Origin of the sequence: Pseudomonas sp. R28(2017) (assembly GCF_002112505.1) — a bacterium.
Taxonomy (GTDB): domain Bacteria; phylum Pseudomonadota; class Gammaproteobacteria; order Pseudomonadales; family Pseudomonadaceae; genus Aquipseudomonas.
Window position 1 is genome coordinate 414,351 of sequence record NZ_NEHW01000003.1, and the last position, 20,899, is coordinate 435,249.

Below are 20,899 nucleotides of genomic sequence, written 5' to 3' on the forward strand. Positions count from 1 at the left end.
GGCCGATTGTCACTGCTTAACAGCTCTAGAGGGACTCCCCTATTCGTGAAACCACGCGAGATTAGCCATAGCCCAGAACGTTAGAGTGCTTCCCATCTTGCTAAAGTTAGTTATGCATCTTGGACTATCAGACAGAGCCTTAGGGTAGTTTTAGAGATACTGGCTCATGCGCATTGACTAAAAATCGCTACATATCAAAAACTTACTGAGTTTTTCGACTCCTGGTGCCACCATACGCAGTACTAAAAAGGCTCACCGAAAGGTGGGCCTTTTTTGTTTTCAGTGTCGTTTGCACGAGCAAATGCAACACGACAACCATTGACCACGTACACGCAGCGAAATGCAGGCCTGCTGAGGCCATTCTGGGATGCCAACGACTCCCGTTACTTTGGCTTGCGCATGGAAGACCCATGCGGCGCACATGTGTGAGTCATGGTTACCGATGAAATGCCAGGTGAAGAGGCTGTGCTGTAGCTGCCATAGCTTGTTCATAGCCTGACGCTGGACGCCTCCCTGCCCTAACAAAAGGGGCCGCGTTGCGGCCCCGATTGATCAGAACGCAGTACTGACCGTCAGCGACATGTTCCGCGGATCGCCGTAGATCGCCCCGGCATAGAACCCGTACTGGGTGTAGTAGTGCTTGTCGAACAGGTTGTCGACATTGAGGCTCACCGAGGTGTCGTCGGTCAGCTGGTACTTGGCCATGGCGTTCCAGATCGCATAACCGGACCAGTTCACGTCGGTCGCCCCTGCACTCACGCCGTTCACCGGCTGCCCCGCGGGGCTGGAGATGGCGCGGATGTTGGTTTGTGCCTTCACCCCGGCGCCGAGGGTCAGGCGGTCCAGCGGGCCGGACAGGCGATAGGTGGTCGAGGCCTTGAACAGGTGCGACGGGTCGCTGCGCCCATCGCTGTCGACGCGACGGAAGTGCAGGTAGGTATAACCGGCATAGAGGTTCCAGTTTGGCGTCAGGGCGCCGGCGATTTCCAGGTCGATACCGTCGGTTTCCTGGCCGGTGCCGGCCTTGTAGGCATCACCGCCAGTCGGCGTGGTCAGGCCGTTATCAAGCACTGCCTTGTTCTGCTGCTTGGTGCGGAAGTACGCCGCCGAGGCGTTCAGGCGCCCGTCCAGCCACTCGCCCTTGATACCGGTCTCGTAGCTCTGGCCACGAATCGGCTCGACCTTGGTACCGCTTTCGGTCTCGGCCGTCTGCGGGTTGAAGATGTCGGTGTAGCTGGCGTACAGCGAGTAGGTGTCGTTGAGGTCGTATACCGCACCCAGGTACGGGGTGACGATGCCGTTGTTCTGCTGGTTGCTGCGCACACCGGCCACGCTGTTGGTGGTTGCCGAATAATCGGTGGTGCGCACGCCGACGATCACCGACAGCGGGTCGGTGATGCTCAGCCGGGTGGCGGCATACATGCCCTGCAAGCGAGTGGTGGTCTTGCTGTGGCGGCCGGTGCGCGTGGCGATCATGTCGTAGTCGCTGTCCACGCCGTTGTGCCAGTCGGTGAGCGGGAAGCCGTTGTTGGCGCGGAACTGGCAGCCCACCGAGGGTGCGCTGACGCGGTCGTCGCTGACCATGGTGCAGCTGTATTCCGGCGACCAGGCCACGGTACGGCTGTCGTTGTAGCCGACCATCGCCTGGTGGGTGCGGCCGAACAGCTGGAACGGGCCAGACAGGTCGATCTGCGCAGACTGCTGGGTGGTGTCGCTGGAACTGTGCAGGCCGTTGAGCACCGCGCCGCTGCCATCCTGGTCCCAGTAGCCGCCATAGCTGCCACGGCCAGCCGAGTTGACCTTGGCCAGGCCACGGTGGTTGAGCACTTCGGCAGTGCTCTGGGCAGCCTTCAGGTCCAGGGTCCAGTCGTTGTCGAAGCGGTGCTCCAGCGAGCCGAAGGTGGTGCGGGTGGTGTATTCGCCGAAGCTCCAGCTCGGCACCACGTTGGTGCTGCGCGGCAGGTCGGTCTTGCTGCCGTCCTTGTACCAGATCGGGATGTTGGCGCCCCAACCGCCACCGACCACCTTGTTGTATTCGTACTGGTAGCCGGCGCCAATCGTGGTGGCATCGTCGATGTCGAACGCGAAGTTGGCCAAGGCTGCGCGTGAGCGTTCGGACTGGTTGTCGCGGAACGAGTTGGCGTCGCCCTGGGTCATCACGAAGCGCGAACGCAGGCGGCCGTCTTCGGACAGCGGCAGGTTGAGGTCGGCGCCCAGGCGGCGTTTGTCCCAGCTGCCATAGGTGGCGTAGGCGCTGCCGCCGAAGGTTCTGGTCGGTGCCTTGCGGATCAGGTTGACGGTGGCCGATGGGTCTCCGGTGCCCCCCAGCAGGCCGTTGGCGCCGCGGACGATGTCGATGCGCTCGTACAGGTCCATGTTCAGCGCGTTGCCGCCACCGCTGAAGTCGGAACCGCCCTGGAATTGCAGGCCGTCGACCTTCCAGTTGCTGATCGAGTAGCCGCGGGCACGGAAGTCGGTGCGCCCTCCCACTTCGGACTTGGTGGCGCTCACGCCTGGCGTGGTGTCCAGCGCCTGCTCGATGGAGTGCACATCGCGGTCATCCATCTGCTGGCGGGTGATGGTGGTCACCGACTGCGGCGTCTGCCGCGGGGTCAGCTTCAGGCCGGTGGAACTGCGGGTGCTCTCCACCGTGTAGCCAAGCTGGCCGGTTTCATCTGCGGACACTAGCGCACTGTCCTCGATCTGCGTGGCATCCAGCTCCAGGGGCTGGCGTTCGGCAGCCAAGGCGCTGCCACTGATGGCGACGGCAATGAACAAGGCAAGCGGGTGCAGGCGGCTGCCGCCCCGGACAACTGGAGTGAAGTCGGTCATGGCGCTCTTGTGATTCATTTGGGAAGGCTTCGTATTCGCAGATGATTTTTTGTTACGATTCTAGGGATCCGCCCCCTGGGCTCCATACCCGGCTTGTACGGGGATGTAATTGAACGTAACGAGCGCTGCCGGCCCTCGCCCAACAGGTGTTTTCCCGATGAGCACGACCTTGCTGGTTGTCGATGATGACGACGAGATCCGCGAACTTCTTTGCGATTACCTCACCGATGCCGGCTATACCGTGCTGGCGGCAGCAGACGGTGAAGGCATGCGCGAACAGCTGGCCGCGAGCAAGGTCGACCTGGTGGTGCTCGACCTCATGCTGCCCGGCGAGGATGGCTTGAGCCTGTGCCGCCAGTTGCAGGCCACACCTGGCCTGGCGGTGATCATGCTGTCGGCCAAGGGCAGCACGCTGGACCGCATCATCGGCCTGGAAGTGGGCGCGGATGACTACCTGGCCAAGCCGTTCGAACCCCGTGAGCTGATCGCCCGCATCAAGGCGGTGCTGCGCCGCCCGCAGCGCCTGGACAGCCCGGCGCAAGAGCCAGCCGCCGAAGCCCAGCGTTTTGCCGGCTTCAGCCTCGACCACGTCAAACGCCTGCTGACTCGCCCGGACGGCGAAACCCTCACCCTGCCGCGCTCCGATTACCGGGTGCTGCGTGAACTGCTGGAGGCCAACAACCGCGTGGTCTCCCGCGATCAGCTGACACGCAGTGCGTTTGGCCGCGATCACCACCCCGACGATCGCTCGGTGGACATGTGCATCAGCCGCCTGCGCCAGCAACTGCGCCGCGCGCCGGCCAGCGGCATACAGATCCTGACCATCCGCAACGAAGGCTACCTGCTGAGCATTGCCCGCGCCGAGGCAGACAGCTGAGATGCGTTGGCTCCGTCGCCTGTGGCCACGCACGCTGTTTGGCCAGCTGCTGCTGATCATGGTCAGCGGCACGCTGGTGATCCAGTTGATGTCGAGCAGCATCTGGTTCGATGTGCGTTTCGCCCAGGTGCTCGAGGCACCGGTCCGGCTCATGGCCGCACGCAGCGCCCCGCTGATTGCCCAGGCCGATTGCCACACCGAGAACCTGCAGGTACCGGCGCACTATCAGCTGCGTTGTGCCGAGAGCGAACCTGCACAACCGGAGGACCAGCGGCGCGGGCGCCGGCGCGTCGAGCTGCTACTGCAACAGGCGCTCAAGTACGAACTGGGCCATGCGCAGGCGGTGCGCCTGCTGAAGGTGCAACTGACCGATGAACGGGGCCAGCCGATCGTCTGGCGCAGCCTGTTCGGCCTGCGCACTGCCCAGGCGCATATCCAGTTCGCCGTGCCGTTGCCCGATGGCCATTGGCTGAGCATCGACGGCCAGGAGCTGCAGGGCTGGAGCGGCGAATCGGCGTGGGTGCTGATCAGCGATTACCTGCTGCGGGTGTACGCGCTGCGCATCGTTGCCGTGCTGCTGGTCTGCCTGATCGCGGTGCGCCTGTGCCTGCGCCCGTTGCGGCGCCTGGCCGATGCGGCGCGCGGGCTGGGCAGCAACCTCGCGCAGCCACCGCTGGCCCTGGACGGCCCGGAGGAAGTCAGGCAGGCCGCACTCGCCTTCAATGCCATGCAGCAGCGCCTGATCGCCATGGTCAACGACAAGGCCTACTTCCTGGCCGCCGTGTCCCACGACCTGCGCACCCCGCTGACACGCATGCGCCTGCGCCTGGAGCGGCTGCCGGACGACGAGCAGCGCGAACGCCTGCGGCAGAACATCACCCAGATGGACAACATGGTTGGCCAGGTGCTCGACTACCTGCGTGCCGGCGAGCAGCAGAACCTTCAGCTGGTCGACCTCGACCGCCTGGTAGCGCGGCTGTGCGCCGACCTTGCCAGCAGCGCGGAGCCTTTGCCCGTACAGGGCAAGGGCGGCAGCCTGCGGGTCGATGCCTTGTTGCTGCAACGCTGCCTGCAGAACCTGGTGGTCAATGCCCTGCGTTATGCCAGGCAGGTGTCGGTGACACTGGAAACCGCCATCACTGGCGTGTACATCCACATCGACGACCGCGGCCCCGGTATCGCGCCTGGCCTGCTGGCCACCATCACCGACCCGTTCGTGCGTGGCGAAGGGTCACGCAACCAGGCGTCCGGGGGCTACGGCCTGGGGCTGAGCATTGCCCAGCGCATCGCCAGCAGCCATGGCGGCGAACTGCTGCTGCACAATCGCGAGGGCGGTGGTTTGCGCGTCAGTGTGTTGCTGCCCCGGTGAGCCAGCCCCCCTCGTTCGGGTAATAGTCTTTTACCAAAACCCCAGGTTTTCCCGCCCCGGGGTTTGCCTATCCTAGGCCGCGTCATCCAACCTGCGATGGACCCATGAAAGATTCGCTTCCCAGCCGTTATGCCTGCCTGGCCCTGTGCCTGCTGTTCACCTTCGCCAGCATCCCGTTCCTTGCCCAGCACAGTTGGCTCTGGCCGCTGACGGTGGTTGCCGCCCTGCTCAGCCTGGTCGGCCTCAACGACCTGCGCCAGAGCCACCACGCGGTGCGGCGCAACTACCCGATCCTGGGCAATATCCGCTACCTGATCGAAACCATCCGCCCTGAGATCCGCCAGTACCTGATCGAAGGTGACGACGACAAGCTGCCGTTCTCCCGTTCGCAGCGCTCGCTGGTGTATGCCCGGGCCAAGAACGAGAGCGCCGAGAAAGCCTTCGGCACGCTCAACGATGCCTACAAGCCGGGCTTCGAATTCATCAGCCACTCGATGTTGCCTGTCGCCACACCCGACCCGGCGTCGTTTCGCATTGCCATTGGCGGGCCGCAATGCCGCCTGCCCTACTCTGCGTCGATCTTCAACATCTCGGCCATGAGCTTTGGCGCGCTCAGCGCCAATGCGATTGCCGCGCTCAACCAGGGCGCACGCCTTGGCCGTTTCGCCCACGACACGGGCGAAGGCAGCATCAGCCCTTACCACCGCGAGCATGGCGGCGACCTGATCTGGGAAATCGGCAGCGGCTACTTCGGTTGCCGCACCGAAGACGGCCGCTTCGACGCGCAACGCTTCGCCGAGCAGGCGCGCAGCCCGCAAGTGAAGATGATCGAACTCAAGCTCAGCCAGGGTGCCAAGCCCGGCCATGGCGGGATTCTGCCGGCACACAAGGTCAGCCCTGAGATCGCCGCCACCCGCGGTGTGCGCGTGGGCGAGGACTGTATCTCGCCCGCCGCGCACAGCGCATTCCGCACCCCGGTGGAGCTGCTGCACTTCATTGCCAGCCTGCGAGAGATGTCGGGCGGCAAGCCGGTGGGCTTCAAGTTCTGCCTGGGCCACCCGTGGGAATTCATGGGCATCGCCAAGGCCATGCTGGTCACCGGCATCACCCCGGATTTCATCGTCGTCGACGGCAAGGAAGGCGGCACCGGCGCGGCACCTCGGGAGTTCAGCGACAACATGGGCGTGCCGATGCGCGAAGGCCTGATGTTCGTGCACAACACCCTGGTCGGCCTGAACCTGCGCTCGAGCATCCGCATCGGCGCGGCGGGCAAGATCGTCAGTGCCTTCGATATCGCCAGCGTGCTGGCCATCGGCGCCGACTGGGTCAACTCGGCACGCGGCTTCATGTTCGCCATCGGCTGCATCCAGTCGCAGAGCTGCCACACCAACAAGTGCCCGACCGGCGTCGCCACGCAAGACCCGTTGCGCCAGCGCGCCTTGGTCGTGCCCGACAAAGCCGAACGGGTGGCCAGCTTCCATCGCAACACGCTGCATGCCCTGGCCGAGATGCTCGCTGCCGCAGGCCTGGAACACCCCTCGGAGCTCAAGCCCAAGCACCTGGCGCGGCGTATCAGCACCAGCCAGATCAGCCTGTTTTCCGACTTGCACCAGTTCCTCAAGCCTGGCGAATTGCTCAGTGGCTCGATTGAAAGCGAGTTCTATGCGCGGATGTGGCGGATGGCGCGCAGTGACAGCTTTGCGCCGGAGACAGGGGAGGTACCGGCCACGCCGGCAGCGGCCAGCGTGCGCCGCAAACAAACAGCCCCGGCATAGGCCGGGGCTGCTCGCGACGCTCGGTCAGGATCAGAAGATGCTGATCGGGTACTCGACGAATACGCGGACTTCGTTGCCGTCGTCGTTGTAGCCGTTCTGCTGTACAGCGTTGTTGGTGCGAACGAACGAGCTGCGCAGCTTGATCGACAGGTCCTTGGCCGGGCCGTCCTGAACGACGTAGCGGATCTGGTTGAAGATCTCGCGTTCTTTACCTTCACCGAAGCCCTGCGGGTTATCGACGTTGCGGGTGTTGATGTTGTCACCCACCACGTAGGCCAGCTTGTAGGTCAGGCCCGGGATGCCGTAGGCGCCGAAGTCCAGGCCGTAGCCCAGCTGCCAGGAGCGCTCGTCTTCGGCGTTGAAGTCGGACCAGTAGGAGTTGGCCAGGTAGATGGTCGAGCCACCGTCACCCACGCCGCCTTCATTCTGGTACCAGCCGTAGTTGTAGCCGGTGCTGCCGGTGCTGCGCTGGTGCGCGATGGTGAACGAGTGCGCGCCGTAGGCGTAGGTCGCAGCGAGGCTCCAGATGGTGTTGGAATCGCCGTTGAGTTTGGCAGCCTGGACGAACTTGTTGTCGATGTCCGACTTGTAACCGTTGAAGTCCAGGGTCAGGGACTGGTCACTGGCGATCGGGAAGACGTAGTTCAGGCCCAGGTAGTGCTTCTTCATCACGTCTTCGTTGTCTGCGGTGTACAGCGAAGCGGTGAAGTTGTCGGTGAACTTGTAGCTGCCGCCGAGGACGTTGATCGACTTCAGGCCGCCACCGTCACGACGCTCGGCGCTCTTGCGCGCTTCCTGGGTGAAGCGGCCGGCGTTCAGCTCCAGGCCTGCGATCTCCTTGGAGGTGATCAGGGTGCCGGTGAAGCTTTCTGGCAGCAGGCGGGCGTCGTCGTATTGCAGCACTGGCAGGGCTGGCATCTGGTCACCGTACTTGAGCACGGTGTTGGAGATGCGGAACTTCACGGCTGCGCCGGCACGGGCGAGGTCGTGCGGGCCGCTGGCGTTGCCATCGGCATTCACGCTGTTGTGCGGCTTGAAGAAGTCGACACCGGCGCCACCGTTGTGGCCTTTGCCGCCGTCCAGACGCACGGCGTACAGGCCGAAGGCGTCGACACCGACACCGACGGTGCCCTGGGTGAAGCCAGAGGAGAAGTTGGCAATGGCTGCCTGACCCCATTCGATCTGGTCATCGGTACCGTGCTTCTTGTCACGGTTGATGTAGGCGTTGCGCAGAAGAACGTTGGCGTGGCTGTCCTCGAGGAAGCCCTTGCTGTCGGCCTGATCGTTGGCCTGGGCCTGGGTCGCGGCGATCATCGCCAGGGCGACCAGGCTGATCCTGGTTTTCAACATGTTGTTTTCCTTATTTCTAAATCAAAAACGCTTTGCACAATTACGCCAGGAACCAACGCCCCTTCGTAGGTTCGACGCTATGCGGATCCGAACTGAAAGGCCCGCCAATCGTTGTGTGGCGGGCCTTTCGCAGCAGCATGGCCAGGGGTGGCCAGCAAGCGTTGGCCGAATCCTAGCCCTGCGCGATTACAAATGTCAAAAAATCGTGAATTGCAGGTCGATATAACCAATTTCGCAGTAATGGCTGGTGCATTTTCATATGACTTGAGGCAATCGGCAGGCATTTTGTCTTTTGTGGGATTGTTCGGCAGCAACCCGTGGCAAAAGCCTAATTTACAAACTGACACATATGTAAAGACAAGTCTTTACAAACACCCAAGCGACAGCAAATAACAAGCATTACCATTCGCGCCTGTTTTTCATTTACCTCAGTCCGGATGTTCTGATGCTTGCCCCCAACCGCCTGCCCTCATTTGGCCTTGGCCTGTCACTGTTGATCAGCGCCAGCCTGGCCAGCGCCTCCAGCACCACCCTGCCCGAACTCTCGGTAACTGCCGAGAGTGAACGCGAAGAAGACAACCCCCAGGTCAAGGAGGTCAGCACCGCGACCCGTACGTCGACGCCGGTGCGCTATGTGCCGCAAGCCATCGACTCGGTAAAGACCTCCAACGTACTGGACTACGGCAGCAATACCCTGGGCGAGGCGCTGGAAGGCATTCCCAACGTCAGCAGCGGTGCCGATACGCGCTTCGACAGCGTACGTATTCGCGGCTTCGAGGCGAGCAACGACTTTTACCTGGACGGCATCCGCGACGACAGCCAGTACATTCGCGACCTGCATAACATCGAGCGGGTCGAAGTGCTCAAAGGCCCGGCAGCCGTGCTTTATGGCCGTGGCAGCCAAGGTGGCATCGTCAACCGGGTAAGCAAGGCGCCAGAGCGTGGCCGGCGCTCGTCGATCGAGGCCCAGGGCGGCAGTGAAGACCTGCGCAGCCTGTATGCCGACCTCAGTGCCGACCCCAGCGACAGCCTCAGCCTGCGCCTGAACATGGGCAACCAGGACAACAACAGTTTCCGCGACGGCATCGACGGTAGCCGGCAACTGTTCGCGCCGTCCATGAGCTGGCAGCTTTCACCCGACCTCAACTGGCTGGTGCAGTACGAGTACAGCCGCTACAACCGCACGCCTGACCGGGGCATTCCCGGTGTCGACGGGCGCCCGGCGGATGTCGGCCGCAGCACCACCTTCGGCGACACCCAGCGCGACTACATCGACGACCGTGCGCAATCGTTGCGCTCTCGCCTGAACTACCAGCTCGACGAAACCTGGCAATTGCGCCACACCCTCGGCCTGTTCACGCTCGACAGCCAGTTCGACAACACCTACGTCACGGGCTACAACGCCCGCAACAAGACGGTTACCCGCCAGCGTTGGCAGCAAGACCTGACCACCCGCAACCTGTTCAACAACCTGGAAGCCGAAGGTGATTTCGCCACCCTTGGCCTGGAACACAAGCTGTTGATCGGGCTGGAGTTCGGCAATCAGCGCCGTGACCCGACGCTGTATACCGCCGCGCCGGTCGCGGCCGGTGGCAGCCCGGTACCCAGCCTGGATGTCTACCACCCCGACCGCAGCCTGCAGCACAACGGCCGCATGCTGGTGTCCAGCGACAACCACACCGTGGTCGACAGCCGCGGGCTGTACCTGCAAGACCAGATCCGCCTGAACGACCAATGGCAATTGCTGGCCGGGGTGCGTTTCGACCAGTTCGAGGTAGAGACCACGAACAAGGTCCGCAACCTTTCCGAGAAACAGGACAGCAACACCACCAGCCCGCGCCTTGGCGTGATCTACACCCCCTGGCGCGACCATTCCTTCTATGCGTCGTGGAGCAAGACATTCTCGCCGGTCGGCGGTGGCCTGATCGGCATCACCCCAGGCGCGCCGGGCAACACCAACGACACCAGCCCGGAGCTGACCCGGCAGAAGGAGATCGGGGTGAAAAGCGACTGGCTGGACGAACGCCTGAGCACCACCCTCGCCATTTATGAACTGGAGCTCTACAACCGCCGCACGCGCGACCCGAACAACCCGGAGATCACCCTGCTCAGCGGCCTGCAACGCTCACGCGGCATCGAACTGACGGCCACCGGCAACATTGTCGGCAACTGGTACGTCCGTGGCGGCATCGGTTTGCAGGACGCCACCATCGTCAAAGACAACAATGGCCTGGAAGGCAATCGCATCAACGATGTGGCAAAACGCAACGCCAGCCTGTTCGTGACCTGGAAACCAGAACTGGGCTGGTACGCCGAGTCCGGCCTGACGCTGGTCGGAGAACGCTACGCCGATAACCAGAACACCACGGTTTTGCCAGGCTATGGCCGTTGGGACGCGCTGGCAGGGTTCCGCACCCATGACTGGGATATGCGGGCAGCGCTGAGCAACATCACCGACAAGACCTACTACAGCTCGGCGACCAGTGCCGCGCAGATCCAGGTCGGTGACCCGCGCAGCCTGGTGGTGACCGGTACTTACCGTTTCTGACCCGCTTTTGCACCTTGCTCAAACGAAAACGCCACCGCAAGTGCGGTGGCGTTCTTCATGGGGCGGGCTCCTGCCCTGGTCAGTGCCAGACCCCCAGCAGCGCATCCAGCTCAGCATCGCTGATCAGCCCTTGAGGATAGCGGCCGTCAAGCAGACGTCGTGGGTCGGTCGTCCTGACCCGATTGCCTCCATGGTGTTTCAACCACTGCGCCAGAATCTTGAGCGAATGATGATTGACTGCCGATGGGCGCAAAGCCGTCTCACTTGCTGCGTTCATGTCCACACGTACTCCCTGGGCCCGTGAGCGGCTAATTTACGTTGTGATTGTTACAGTACCGAGAGCCCGGCCTGCCTGGTTAACTCCCTGAAAACAATACAAAACGTATGCCATCGGGCCTTCCGGATATCGCCGGAGCAAAAAAAAGCCCGTCATCTGACGGGCTTCTTCGTGGGGCAGTGATCAGCGCTTGACCGGTGCCGGCTGCTGCTGGGTCAGGCAGTGGATGTTGCCACCGCCGAGCAGCAGTTCACGCCCCGGGATCATCACCACTTCGTGGTCCGGGAAGACTTTGGCAAGAATCGCTCTGGCCTGCGCATCTGCCGGGTCGTCGAAGCTCGGCGCGATGATGCCGCCATTGACGATCAGGAAGTTCACGTACGAACCGGCCAGGCGCACCGACGGGTCGCGCTCCTGGCTGCCGGCCACCTGGTCGACACCGGCGCATTCTGCTTCAGTGGCGAACAGCGGGCCGGGGATCGGCATCTTGTGCACCACAAACTCGCGGCCTTTGGCGTCACGGGTGTTTTTCAGCACCTCGTAGGCCGCATGGCAACGGGCATAGTTGGGGTCGTTGGAATCATCGGTCCAGGCCAGTAACACTTCGCCCGGGCTGACGTAACAGCAGAAGTTGTCGACGTGGCCGTCGGTTTCGTCGTTGTACAGGCCTTCGGGCAACCAGACGATGGTTTCCACCGCCAGCTGCTCGCGCAGGATCTCTTCGATCTGCTCGCGGTTCAGGTGCGGGTTGCGGTTGCGGTTGAGCAGGCACTCTTCGGTGGTGATCAGGGTGCCTTCGCCATCGACATGGATCGAACCGCCCTCGAGCACGAAGCCTTCGGTGTGGTAGCGCTGGCAGCGCTCCATTTCCAGTACCTTGGCCGCCAGTTCTTCATCCCGGTTCCACGGCGCATACAGGCCACCGTCGAAGCCGCCCCAGGCATTGAAGCCCCAGTCCACGCCACGTACCTCGCCGTGGTCGTTGATCACGAAGGTCGGGCCGGTGTCCCGCACCCAGGCGTCGTCGTTGCTGATTTCCACCACCCGAATGTTCGGCAGGTCCAGCTGGCGACGGGCGTTTTCGTACTGGCCGGCGGAAACCGCCACGGTTACCGGCTCGAAGCGGGCGATGGCCTTGGCCAGGGTGACATGCGCCGCCTGGGCTGGTTTGCCGCCCAGGCGCCAGTTGTCCGAACGCTCCGGCCAGACCATCCAGACCTGGGTTTGCGCAGCCCATTCGGCGGGCATGTGGAAACCGTCGGCGCGGGGGGTGGAGTTGAGGGTCTTCATGGGTAACCTCTGCAAAGGCACTGGGCCGATGGTCGATGGATAGCAAGTGAATGTGACATTCCCGACGGTGTGTGATGCCCGCCGAGATTGGCTAATTTATAACCGATACATATCGACTTTAGAAGCCTTATATATGATCAGTATCTGACAAATTTCTATTTTTTACCGATATAGATCGATAAACGGTCAGCCAAAGACAATCCAGACCCGACGTTCGATATAATCGCTTCGCGCAGGCTGCGTCACCGTGCCAAAAAGCCTCAAGATGAAACCTGTTTCATTTTTCTGCTGGGGAACCCGGCCCTGTGGCCGATAACCCGGTGCAAAGATGAAATCAGCAGGTGGGCGCGTGCTGGCTCACCGCCAGCCGATCTAGGCTCAGTTTGCCAAGGCGGCGGACTTAGAGCGGACCTTTCAAGGTCGGACCCTCAGCACACTGACCGAAGAATCTCCATGAACATCATAGCGACCGAGATACCCGACGTAGTCATCATCGAACCCAAGGTCTTCGGCGACAGCCGTGGCTTCTTCTTCGAAAGCTTCAATGCCCGCGAATTCAAGAAGCAGACCGGGTTCGACGGCCACTTTGTCCAAGACAACCATTCGCGCTCCCAACGGGGTGTGCTGCGCGGTCTGCATTACCAGATCGACAACCCTCAGGGGAAACTGGTGCGCGTGGTGCAGGGCGAAGTGCTGGACGTGGCCGTGGACATACGCCGCAGTTCGCCGTACTTCGGCCGCTGGGTGGCCCGGCGCCTGACCGCCACCGACCACCTGCAGTTCTGGATCCCACCCGGGTTCGCCCACGGTTTCCTGGTGCTGAGCGAAACGGCCGACTTCCTGTACAAGACCACCGACTACTACAACCCCGCCGCCGAGCGCTCGATCCGCTGGGACGACCCTGACCTGGCCATCGACTGGGGCGTCGAGAACCCGACCCTGTCGGCCAAGGACCAGGCTGCCGTGCTGTTGAAAGACGCGGACCTGTTCCCATGAAGATTCTCGTCTGTGGCCACAATGGCCAAGTCGCTCAGGCGCTGCAGGCGCAGTTGAACGGGCTTGGCGAAGTGCATGTGCTGGGCCGCGAGCATCTGAACATGGCCCGCCCCGAGGCGCTGCGCGAGCCAGTGCGGCGCCTGGCCCCGCAGCTGATCATCAACGCCGCCGCCCATACCGCGGTGGACCAGGCCGAAAGCGAGCCAGACCTGGCCTTCGCGATCAACGCCGAAGGCCCGCGGATCCTGGCCGAAGAGGCGGTGCGCCTGGGAGCGCCGCTGATCCACTACTCCACCGACTATGTCTTCGATGGTGAAAAGGCCTTGCCCTACACCGAGCTCGACCGCCCCAACCCGCTGGGTGTGTACGGCCGCAGCAAACTGGCCGGGGAGCAAGCCATCGCCGACGTGGATGGCGAGCATCTGATTCTGCGCACCAGCTGGGTCTATTCGCTGTACGGGCGCAACTTCCTGCTGACCATGCAACGCCTGCTGCAGGAAAAACCGCAATTGCGCGTGGTCAACGACCAGATCGGTGCCCCCACCTGGGCCACCACCATCGCCGTCGCCACCCGGGCACTGATCGAGCGCTGGCAGGCCGGGCAGCGCGGTGCCTGGGGCACCTATCACCTCACCGCCCAGGGCGAAACATCCTGGTTCGGCTTCGCCCAGGCCATTGGCGAACAGCTCAAGGCACGCGGCCTGCCCTGCGCCGAGCTGCTGCCGATCCCTTCCAGCGAATACCCGACCCCAGCCCGTCGCCCAGCCAACTCTCGCCTTAACTGCTCGCGCCTGGCCCAGGAGTGGGACGTCCACCTGCCGCACTGGCACCAGGCACTGATCGACTGCCTCAAGTAGCGCATAATTGCGCCAGACCCACCTGGCGCATTTACGCGATGATTGCAAAACCCACACCCCCTCGCCGTCCCCGCTGGCGCAGCCTGGCCCTGCTGGCCCTGTGCCTGGCGCCTTTGCTGTGGCCACTGCACCACCTGGCCGAGCGCTACTACCAGGACGAACTGGCCTCGCAGAACCGCCAGACCCTCGACCTGTACGTCGCCAACCTGCTCGGCACCCTGCACCGCTACGAAACCCTGCCGCAGATCCTCGGCGACCTGCCGGCGCTGCGCGGCGTGCTGGCCGACCCGTTCCGCCTCGAGGCGGTCACCAATGCCAACCGCCTGCTCAAGGACATCGTCCACCAGACCGGCGCCGAAGTGATGTACCTGATGGATGTCAGCGGCAACACCCTGGCCGCCTCCAACTGGGACAAGCAGGACAGCTTCGTCGGCCGCAATTTCTCCTTCCGCCCGTATTTCAACGAAGCGATGGCCGGCCACCTGGGCCGCTTCTTCGGCCAGGGCACCACCTCGGCCAAGCGCGGCTACTTCTTCGCTGCCGCCGTACGCGACAGGGAGCGCATCGTGGGCGTGCTGGTGGTCAAGGTCGACCTCGACCACACCGAAACCCTGTGGGGCCGTACCCCCGAGCAATTGCTGCTGACCGACCACAACGGCGTGGTGATCCTCACCTCGCGCCCCGACTGGCGTTTTCGCGCCACCCGCGTGCTGACCGAAGCCGAGCGCCAGGCGATCATCGCCATCCAGCCCTACCCGACCCAGGCGCCGCAGCCGCTGGTGCTCAACCAGGACGCCTGGCTGACGCAGACCCGCGACATCAAGGAAACCGGCTGGCAAGTGAGCATCCTCGCCCCCCGCACGCTGGTCGACCGCTCGGTGCAGACGGTGATGGCCATCGGCGCCGGCACCCTGCTGGTGCTGATGCTGTTCACCGGCCTGGTGATGCAGCGGCGCCGCCACTACATCGACCGCATCGATTTCGAGGCCCGGGGCCGCCAGGAGCTGGAGTCACGCGTGGCCGAGCGTACCGCCGCCCTCGAAGGCCTCAACACCCGGCTCAAAAGCGCCGTGCTGGAGCGCGAGAACGCCCAGCAGGAGCTGGTGCGCGCCCAGGACGAACTGGTCCAGGCCGGCAAGCTCTCGGTGCTCGGCACCATGTCGGCCAGCATCAGCCACGAGCTCAACCAGCCGCTGGCGGCGATCCGCAGCTACGCGGAAAACGCCGAAATCCTCCTCGACCATCAACGCACCGAAGACGCCCGCGGCAACCTCAAGCTGATTGGCGAACTGACCGGGCGCATGGCCTCGATCATCGCCCACCTGCGCGCCTTCGCCCGCCGCGACCGCCACGCCCCGGAAAGCGTGGCCCTGCAACCGGCACTGGATGACGCCCTGGCCCTGCTGGCCAAGCGCCGCCGGGCAATGGCCGTGGAGCTGATCCGCGACCTGCCCGAAGCCACCCTGTGGGTGCAGGCCGGCGAAACCCGCCTGCGCCAGGTACTCGGCAACCTGCTGGCCAACGCCCTCGACGCCCTGACCGAAAAAGCCAACCCGCGGCGCCTGTGGCTGAGTGCCGAACAGCGCGATGACTACGTCTACCTATACATTCGCGACAACGGCCCGGGCTTCAGCCGCCAGGCCATGGAGCACGCCAAGGAGCCGTTCTTCACCACCAAGACCCGCACCCAGGGCCTGGGCCTGGGGCTGGCCATCTGCGAAAGCCTGATGCGCGCCCTGGGCGGTGAACTGCTGCTGGCCAACCACCCCGAAGGTGGCGCCCTGCTCACCCTGCAACTGCGCGTGGCCGCACCCGGCGCTACCTTGCCCACTTCGGAGGACCCCTCGGCATGACGACCGAGCCTTACATCGACAGCCAGGCCCAGGTGATCCTGGTCGACGATGACCCACACCTGCGCCAGGCCCTGAGCCAGACCCTCGACCTGGCCGGGCTCAAGGTGGTCGCCCTGGCTGACGCCCAAGGACTGGCCGAGCGCATCGAGCCCGACTGGCCGGGCGTGGTGGTCAGCGATATCCGCATGCCCGGCATCGACGGCCTGCAGCTGCTGGAGCAGTTGCACGGCCGCGACAGTGAGCTGCCGGTGCTGCTGATCACCGGCCACGGCGATGTGCCGCTGGCGGTACAGGCCATGCGCGCGGGCGCTTACGACTTCCTCGAAAAGCCCTTCGCCAGCGACGCCCTGCTCGACAGCGTGCGCCGTGCCCTGGCCTTGCGCCGCCTGGTGCTGGACAACCGCAGCCTGCGCCTGGCCCTGAGCGACCGCCAGCAACTGGCCACCCGGCTGGTTGGCCACTCACCGTCGATGCAGCGCTTGCGTGAGCAGATCGGCGCCCTGGCGGGTACCCGGGCCGATGTGTTGATCCTCGGTGAGACCGGTGCCGGCAAAGAGGTGGTCGCCCGTGCCCTGCACGACCTGTCCAGCCGCCGCACAGGCCCGTTCGTGGCGATCAATGCCGGCGCGCTGGCCGAATCGGTGGTCGAAAGCGAGCTGTTCGGCCACGAGCCGGGGGCCTTCACCGGTGCGCAGAAGCGCCGTATCGGCAAGTTCGAGTTCGCCAACGGCGGCACGCTGTTCCTCGACGAGATCGAGAGCATGAGCCTGGACGTGCAGGTGAAGCTGCTTCGCCTGCTGCAAGAGCGGGTGGTCGAGCGGCTCGGCGGCAACCAGCTCATCCCGCTGGATATCCGCATCATCGCAGCCACCAAGGAAGACCTGCGCACCTCCGCCGACCAAGGCCGCTTCCGCGCCGACCTCTACTACCGCCTGAACGTGGCGCCGCTGCGCATTCCACCCTTGCGCGAACGCGGCGACGACATCCTGGTGTTGTTCCAGCACTTCGCCGACGCCGCCAGCCAGCGCCATGGCCTGCCGCCGCACAGCCTGCAGCCCGCCCAGCGGGCCGTGCTGCTGCGCCATGACTGGCCGGGCAACGTGCGCGAACTGCAGAACGCTGCCGAACGCTTTGCCCTGGGCCTGGAGCTGGCCCTCGATGGCCAGGCGCCGCCTGCCGCCGCCACCGCTGCGCCGATCCTGCTGGGCAACCTCAGCGAGCAGGTCGAACAGTTCGAACGTTCGTTGATCGCCGCCGAACTGGCCCAGCCCCACAGCTCCATGCGCAGCCTCGCCGAAGCCCTCGGCATCCCGCGCAAGACCCTGCACGACAAGCTGCGCAAGCACGGCCTGCATTTTGAAGGCGGTAGCAGCACCAGTGACGACCACGAGGAAAATCGCCCATGAGTTCCGACAGCCAATACCTGCAGTCCGTGCTGCACGGCGACATTCCACTGACCCGCGAAATGGGCCTGGAAGTCATCGATTGGCAAGCCCAGACCTTGCGCCTGCAACTGCCGCTGGCCGCCAACGTCAACCACAAGAGCACCATGTTCGGCGGCAGCCTGTATTGCGCCGCGGTGCTGGTGGGTTGGGGCTGGTTGCACCTGCGCCTGCGTGAGCTGGGCATCGATGACGGGCATATCGTCATCCAGGAGGGCCAGATCAGCTATCCACTGCCGGTGACCGGCACGGCGGTGGCACGTTGCCCGGCGCCGGACGAAAAGACCTGGGAGCGGTTCCTGACGATGTACCAGCGCCGTGGCCGGGCCAGGCTGACCCTGGAAACCACGGTCAGCAACGTTGGCAGCGACGAACCCGCTGTCACCTTCAGCGGGCAGTACGTCCTGCACCGCTGACAGCGGCTGGCGCGACCTCTGTGGGAGCGGGCGTGCCCGCGAACACCGGCGAAGCCGGTGCCATGCACCGCGTCGCATGCTTCGCGGGCACGCCCGCTCCCACAGGGTAAAGCGGCGCTTGCTGAGGCTTTGTTCTCTGCGCGACAGCGCAGCCCACAGGGCTGGGTGATCTCCCACAGGGATCGCGCCAATTTTTAAGTAATGTGCAAGACAGTTGCTTGCACAAAGGGCGACCGAACCTCAGATCAGATCAAGGAAGGCCTGGCGCCAGGCAGCTTTGGCAGGCAGGGCCAGGAAGAACGGGTTGAGCAAGGACTCGCGCGCCGGGTAGCGGAACGGCTGGCCATCCACTTCGATCACCTCACCACCGGCACCTTCCAGCACGCCTTGGGCCGCCGCCGTGTCCCACTGCGAAGTCGGCGCCAGGCGCGGGTAGCAGTCGGCGCTGCCTTCGGCCAGCAGGCAGAATTTCAACGAACTGCCGATATTGGCCAGCTCCAGTTCACCCACGGCAGCACGCAGGCCAGCCAGCAACGCCTCCTGTTGCGGGCTGGAATGACGACGGCTGGCCACCACGGTGAAACGGCCGCCGGCAGGCGGCGTATTGCGCACTTGGACAGGTAGCGGCTCAGCAGCCCCTTCTGAGCGCCAGGCGCCAAGGCCGCGACCGCCGAAATAGCAGCGCCCGCTGGTCGGCATCGACACCACGCCAAACACCACCTCGCCGTTCTCGACCAGCGCGATGTTGACGGTGAATTCCTCGCTGCCGGCGATGAACTCCTTGGTGCCGTCGAGCGGATCGACCAGCCACCAGCGGCTCCAGCCCTGGCGCTCGGCCAGCGGGATATTGCAGTCCTCTTCGGACAGCACCGGAATCTGCGGCGCCAGCGCCTGCAAGCCATCGGCAATGACCTGATGCGCGGCCAGGTCGGCAGCCGTCACCGGTGAATCGTCGGCCTTGCTGGTCACCGCCACGTCGGCGCGCCAGAACGGCAGGATGGCCTTGCCGGCCAGCTGGGCGAGCTTGACCACTTCGTGCATCAGCTGCAGGTCGTTCATGCTTCGAGCAGCCCCCGCTGGATCAGCAGGTCACGGGCCAGGTACAGCGCCGCCAACGCCCGCCCCTCGGTGAACTGCGGGTGCATGGCCAGGGCCGAAAGCTCGCGCAGGTTGACCTTGTCGACCCGCATCGGCTCCGGCTCGTCGCCCTCCAGGCGCTCCTCGTAGAGGTCGCTGGCCAGTACCACCTGGATCTTCTGGCTCATGTAGCCCGGCGACAGCGACAGCTCGGTCAGGTGCTCCAGCTGGCGAGCGCCAAAGCCGGCTTCTTCCTTGAGTTCACGGTCGGCGGCGGCCAGTACGTCCTCACCCGGCTCGATCAGGCCTTTGGGCAACGACAGCTCGTATTCGTCGGTGCCGCCGCAGTACTCCTCGACCAGCACCGCGTGCTCGGCGTCGAGCATGGCCACGATCATCACCGCGCCGTAGCCATTGCCTCGGCCAACCAGGCGCTCATAGGTGCGTTCGTTGCCATTGCTGAAGCGCAGTTGTACGGCCTCGACCCGGAACAGGCGGCTGCTGGCGACGATTTCGCGGCTGAGGACGGTGGGTTTCTGGCGCATGGGGCAGCTCCTTGGCGTGAACGCGTTACTATACCGTGGCTTGCCGACTGATCGAGAGTTTCCCATGCCTGTTCTTCCCTGGTCTGCCATCGACACCGTCCTGCTGGACATGGACGGCACCCTGCTCGACCTGCACTACGACAACCGCTTCTGGCTCGACCACCTGCCCCAGCGCTACGCCGAGCTGCACGGGGTCAGCCGGGCCATGGCGGAAATGGAGCTGCAGCCGCTGTTCGAACGCAATGCCGGCACGCTCAACTGGTACTGCCTGGACTTCTGGAGCCGCGAGCTGAAGCTGCCGATTCGCGAACTCAAGCGCGAAATCGCCGACCTGATCGCCCTGCGGCCGGATGCCGATACTTTTCTGGCGGCCATCCGCAAGGCGGGCAAACGTGTGGTGATGATCACCAATGCCCACCGCGATTCGCTGTCGCTGAAACTGGAGCGGGTGGAACTGGCACCGTATTTCGAGCGGCTGATCAGCTCGCACGATTACGGCTACCCGAAGGAAAACCCGCAGTTCTGGGAGGCGTTGCAGGCGGATATCGGCTTCGACCCGGCGCGCAGCCTGTTCATCGATGACACCCTGGCCATCCTGCGCAGTGCGCGGCGCTTTGGCGTGGGGCATCTGCTGGCGGTGCGCCAGCCGGACAGCCGGGCGCAGCCGCGTGATACCGAAGAGTTTGCAGCGGTCGAGGATTACCGGGAATTACTGACAGGCCTGTAAGGGCCCCTTCGCGGGCAAGCCTGCTCCCACAGGTACTGCACCAACCTTGAATGTGGTGCGGGGCCTGTGGGAGCGGGCTTGCCCGCGAAGAAGCCACTTAAATCAGTCAGGAATACGCAGCACCTGCCCCGGGTAGATCTTGTCCGGGTGCTTGAGCATCGGCTTGTTGGCCTCGAAGATCTTGTTGTACTGGCCGGCATTGCCATACACGACCACCGAGATGGCTGACAGCGTGTCACCCTTTTTCACGGTGACGAACCTTGCCGCCGCCACGACTGGCCCGGTCACGGTGATCTGGTCATCGACGCTGGCCACCCCCTCGATGTTACCGGCGGCGAGAATGATCTTCTCTTTCTCCTCCTGGCTGGCCACCTCGCCCTTGAGAATGACCTTGTCACCCTCTACAGTGGCCGAGATGTTCGGGTTGCCCAGGCCGACACTTTCCACGTGTTTCTTCAACTGCTCCTCGGCATTGGCATTGCCGGGAGTCAGCAGGTCGATCAACTTCTCGCCGGCTTCCTTCACGAAACTGAACAGGCTCATGACGCGCTCCTTGTTGACGTTAACCTCGGAGCCAGGAGTCTAGGCCAGGATTGCCCCTCGCGCCCCACTGCGACCAATCGACGCGGTCTATCAAGGCATAGACCCTAGCGATTAGACGCGCGCTG

General features: G+C 63.9%; 17 protein-coding genes. 10 read left to right on the plus strand and 7 right to left on the minus strand.

Annotated elements, in window-relative coordinates; all coding sequences use genetic code 11:
* Positions 1 to 552 precede the first annotated feature (552 nt).
* Complete coding sequence (locus tag CAF78_RS07365; RefSeq protein ID WP_085677896.1) at positions 553 to 2,850, minus strand: TonB-dependent siderophore receptor; 2,298 nt, start codon at positions 2,848 to 2,850, stop codon at positions 553 to 555.
* A 139-nt stretch (positions 2,851 to 2,989) separates the two neighbouring features.
* Here CAF78_RS07365 and CAF78_RS07370 point away from each other — a divergent pair, with 139 nt between their 5' ends.
* The 3 genes from CAF78_RS07370 to CAF78_RS07380 all read left to right on the plus strand — a co-directional run bounded on the left by CAF78_RS07370 (position 2,990) and on the right by CAF78_RS07380 (position 6,853).
* Positions 2,990 to 3,709, plus strand: coding sequence for a response regulator (locus CAF78_RS07370; RefSeq protein WP_085677895.1), 720 nt, complete (start codon positions 2,990 to 2,992; stop codon positions 3,707 to 3,709).
* A 1-nt stretch (position 3,710) separates the two neighbouring features.
* Positions 3,711 to 5,078, plus strand: a complete 1,368-nt coding sequence (locus tag CAF78_RS07375; RefSeq protein WP_085677894.1) for an ATP-binding protein — start codon at positions 3,711 to 3,713, stop codon at positions 5,076 to 5,078.
* Between the two features lie 104 nt (positions 5,079 to 5,182).
* On the plus strand, positions 5,183 to 6,853 hold the full coding sequence (locus CAF78_RS07380; RefSeq protein WP_085677893.1) for an FMN-binding glutamate synthase family protein: 1,671 nt from the start codon (positions 5,183 to 5,185) through the stop codon (positions 6,851 to 6,853).
* 30 nt (positions 6,854 to 6,883) lie between these two features.
* Here the strand turns inward: CAF78_RS07380 and CAF78_RS07385 are convergent, their stop codons facing one another.
* Positions 6,884 to 8,203 (minus strand): OprD family porin, encoded by a 1,320-nt coding sequence (locus tag CAF78_RS07385; RefSeq protein ID WP_085677892.1) that lies wholly within the window; start codon positions 8,201 to 8,203, stop codon positions 6,884 to 6,886.
* A 445-nt stretch (positions 8,204 to 8,648) separates the two neighbouring features.
* Between CAF78_RS07385 and CAF78_RS07390 the strand changes: the two genes are divergently transcribed.
* Positions 8,649 to 10,751 (plus strand): TonB-dependent siderophore receptor, encoded by a 2,103-nt coding sequence (locus tag CAF78_RS07390; RefSeq protein ID WP_085677891.1) that lies wholly within the window; start codon positions 8,649 to 8,651, stop codon positions 10,749 to 10,751.
* 79 nt (positions 10,752 to 10,830) lie between these two features.
* On the opposite strand, the gene CAF78_RS07395 is transcribed toward CAF78_RS07390, so the two are convergent.
* Entirely contained in the window at positions 10,831 to 11,028 is a 198-nt protein-coding gene (locus CAF78_RS07395) for a hypothetical protein (protein ID WP_085677890.1), read from the minus strand.
* Between the two features lie 183 nt (positions 11,029 to 11,211).
* Positions 11,212 to 12,318: an agmatine deiminase gene (gene aguA, locus CAF78_RS07400; RefSeq protein WP_085677889.1), complete on the minus strand. Its 1,107-nt coding sequence runs from the start codon at positions 12,316 to 12,318 to the stop codon at positions 11,212 to 11,214.
* Positions 12,319 to 12,771: 453 nt separating this feature from the next.
* On the opposite strand from aguA, the gene rfbC reads away from it, so the two are divergent.
* From rfbC to CAF78_RS07425, 5 genes are read left to right on the plus strand one after another with little or no spacing between them, the layout of a single operon-like run.
* The gene (gene rfbC, locus CAF78_RS07405) at positions 12,772 to 13,314 is read left to right on the plus strand and encodes a dTDP-4-dehydrorhamnose 3,5-epimerase (RefSeq protein ID WP_085677888.1); all 543 of its coding nucleotides are present in this window, start codon (positions 12,772 to 12,774) and stop codon (positions 13,312 to 13,314) included.
* Positions 13,311 to 14,171: a dTDP-4-dehydrorhamnose reductase gene (gene rfbD / locus CAF78_RS07410; protein ID WP_085677887.1), complete on the plus strand. Its 861-nt coding sequence runs from the start codon at positions 13,311 to 13,313 to the stop codon at positions 14,169 to 14,171. Before rfbC ends, rfbD begins: the two co-directional genes overlap by 4 nt.
* Before the next feature lie 38 nt (positions 14,172 to 14,209).
* Entirely contained in the window at positions 14,210 to 16,024 is a 1,815-nt protein-coding gene (locus tag CAF78_RS07415) for an ATP-binding protein (protein ID WP_085677886.1), read from the plus strand.
* The gene (locus CAF78_RS07420) at positions 16,021 to 17,430 is read left to right on the plus strand and encodes a sigma-54 dependent transcriptional regulator (RefSeq protein WP_085677885.1); all 1,410 of its coding nucleotides are present in this window, start codon (positions 16,021 to 16,023) and stop codon (positions 17,428 to 17,430) included. Before CAF78_RS07415 ends, CAF78_RS07420 begins: the two co-directional genes overlap by 4 nt.
* Complete coding sequence (locus CAF78_RS07425) at positions 17,427 to 17,882, plus strand: YiiD C-terminal domain-containing protein (protein WP_085677884.1); 456 nt, start codon at positions 17,427 to 17,429, stop codon at positions 17,880 to 17,882. Before CAF78_RS07420 ends, CAF78_RS07425 begins: the two co-directional genes overlap by 4 nt.
* Positions 17,883 to 18,122: 240 nt before the next feature.
* On the opposite strand, the gene cysQ is transcribed toward CAF78_RS07425, so the two are convergent.
* Positions 18,123 to 18,941 (minus strand): 3'(2'),5'-bisphosphate nucleotidase CysQ, encoded by an 819-nt coding sequence (gene cysQ / locus CAF78_RS07430; protein WP_085678690.1) that lies wholly within the window; start codon positions 18,939 to 18,941, stop codon positions 18,123 to 18,125.
* The gene (gene nudE, locus CAF78_RS07435) at positions 18,938 to 19,504 is read right to left on the minus strand and encodes an ADP compounds hydrolase NudE (RefSeq protein ID WP_015268611.1); all 567 of its coding nucleotides are present in this window, start codon (positions 19,502 to 19,504) and stop codon (positions 18,938 to 18,940) included. The genes cysQ and nudE overlap by 4 nt, the downstream gene beginning before the upstream one ends.
* Before the next feature lie 64 nt (positions 19,505 to 19,568).
* On the opposite strand from nudE, the gene yrfG reads away from it, so the two are divergent.
* Entirely contained in the window at positions 19,569 to 20,231 is a 663-nt protein-coding gene (gene yrfG, locus CAF78_RS07440) for a GMP/IMP nucleotidase (protein ID WP_085678686.1), read from the plus strand.
* Between the two features lie 102 nt (positions 20,232 to 20,333).
* On the opposite strand, the gene lysM is transcribed toward yrfG, so the two are convergent.
* Positions 20,334 to 20,774: a peptidoglycan-binding protein LysM gene (lysM, locus tag CAF78_RS07445; RefSeq protein ID WP_060507543.1), complete on the minus strand. Its 441-nt coding sequence runs from the start codon at positions 20,772 to 20,774 to the stop codon at positions 20,334 to 20,336.
* Positions 20,775 to 20,899 lie beyond the last annotated feature (125 nt).

Coding starts and splice junctions, on each gene's coding strand:
- CAF78_RS07365 (WP_085677896.1), bottom strand. CDS start 2,850: ATGAATCACAAGAGCGCCATGACCGACTTCACTCCAGTTGTCCGGGGC.
- CAF78_RS07370 (WP_085677895.1), top strand. CDS start 2,990: ATGAGCACGACCTTGCTGGTTGTCGATGATGACGACGAGATCCGCGAA.
- CAF78_RS07375 (WP_085677894.1), top strand. CDS start 3,711: ATGCGTTGGCTCCGTCGCCTGTGGCCACGCACGCTGTTTGGCCAGCTG.
- CAF78_RS07380 (WP_085677893.1), top strand. CDS start 5,183: ATGAAAGATTCGCTTCCCAGCCGTTATGCCTGCCTGGCCCTGTGCCTG.
- CAF78_RS07385 (WP_085677892.1), bottom strand. CDS start 8,203: ATGTTGAAAACCAGGATCAGCCTGGTCGCCCTGGCGATGATCGCCGCG.
- CAF78_RS07390 (WP_085677891.1), top strand. CDS start 8,649: ATGCTTGCCCCCAACCGCCTGCCCTCATTTGGCCTTGGCCTGTCACTG.
- CAF78_RS07395 (WP_085677890.1), bottom strand. CDS start 11,028: ATGAACGCAGCAAGTGAGACGGCTTTGCGCCCATCGGCAGTCAATCAT.
- aguA (WP_085677889.1), bottom strand. CDS start 12,318: ATGAAGACCCTCAACTCCACCCCCCGCGCCGACGGTTTCCACATGCCC.
- rfbC (WP_085677888.1), top strand. CDS start 12,772: ATGAACATCATAGCGACCGAGATACCCGACGTAGTCATCATCGAACCC.
- rfbD (WP_085677887.1), top strand. CDS start 13,311: ATGAAGATTCTCGTCTGTGGCCACAATGGCCAAGTCGCTCAGGCGCTG.
- CAF78_RS07415 (WP_085677886.1), top strand. CDS start 14,210: ATGATTGCAAAACCCACACCCCCTCGCCGTCCCCGCTGGCGCAGCCTG.
- CAF78_RS07420 (WP_085677885.1), top strand. CDS start 16,021: ATGACGACCGAGCCTTACATCGACAGCCAGGCCCAGGTGATCCTGGTC.
- CAF78_RS07425 (WP_085677884.1), top strand. CDS start 17,427: ATGAGTTCCGACAGCCAATACCTGCAGTCCGTGCTGCACGGCGACATT.
- cysQ (WP_085678690.1), bottom strand. CDS start 18,941: ATGAACGACCTGCAGCTGATGCACGAAGTGGTCAAGCTCGCCCAGCTG.
- nudE (WP_015268611.1), bottom strand. CDS start 19,504: ATGCGCCAGAAACCCACCGTCCTCAGCCGCGAAATCGTCGCCAGCAGC.
- yrfG (WP_085678686.1), top strand. CDS start 19,569: ATGCCTGTTCTTCCCTGGTCTGCCATCGACACCGTCCTGCTGGACATG.
- lysM (WP_060507543.1), bottom strand. CDS start 20,774: ATGAGCCTGTTCAGTTTCGTGAAGGAAGCCGGCGAGAAGTTGATCGAC.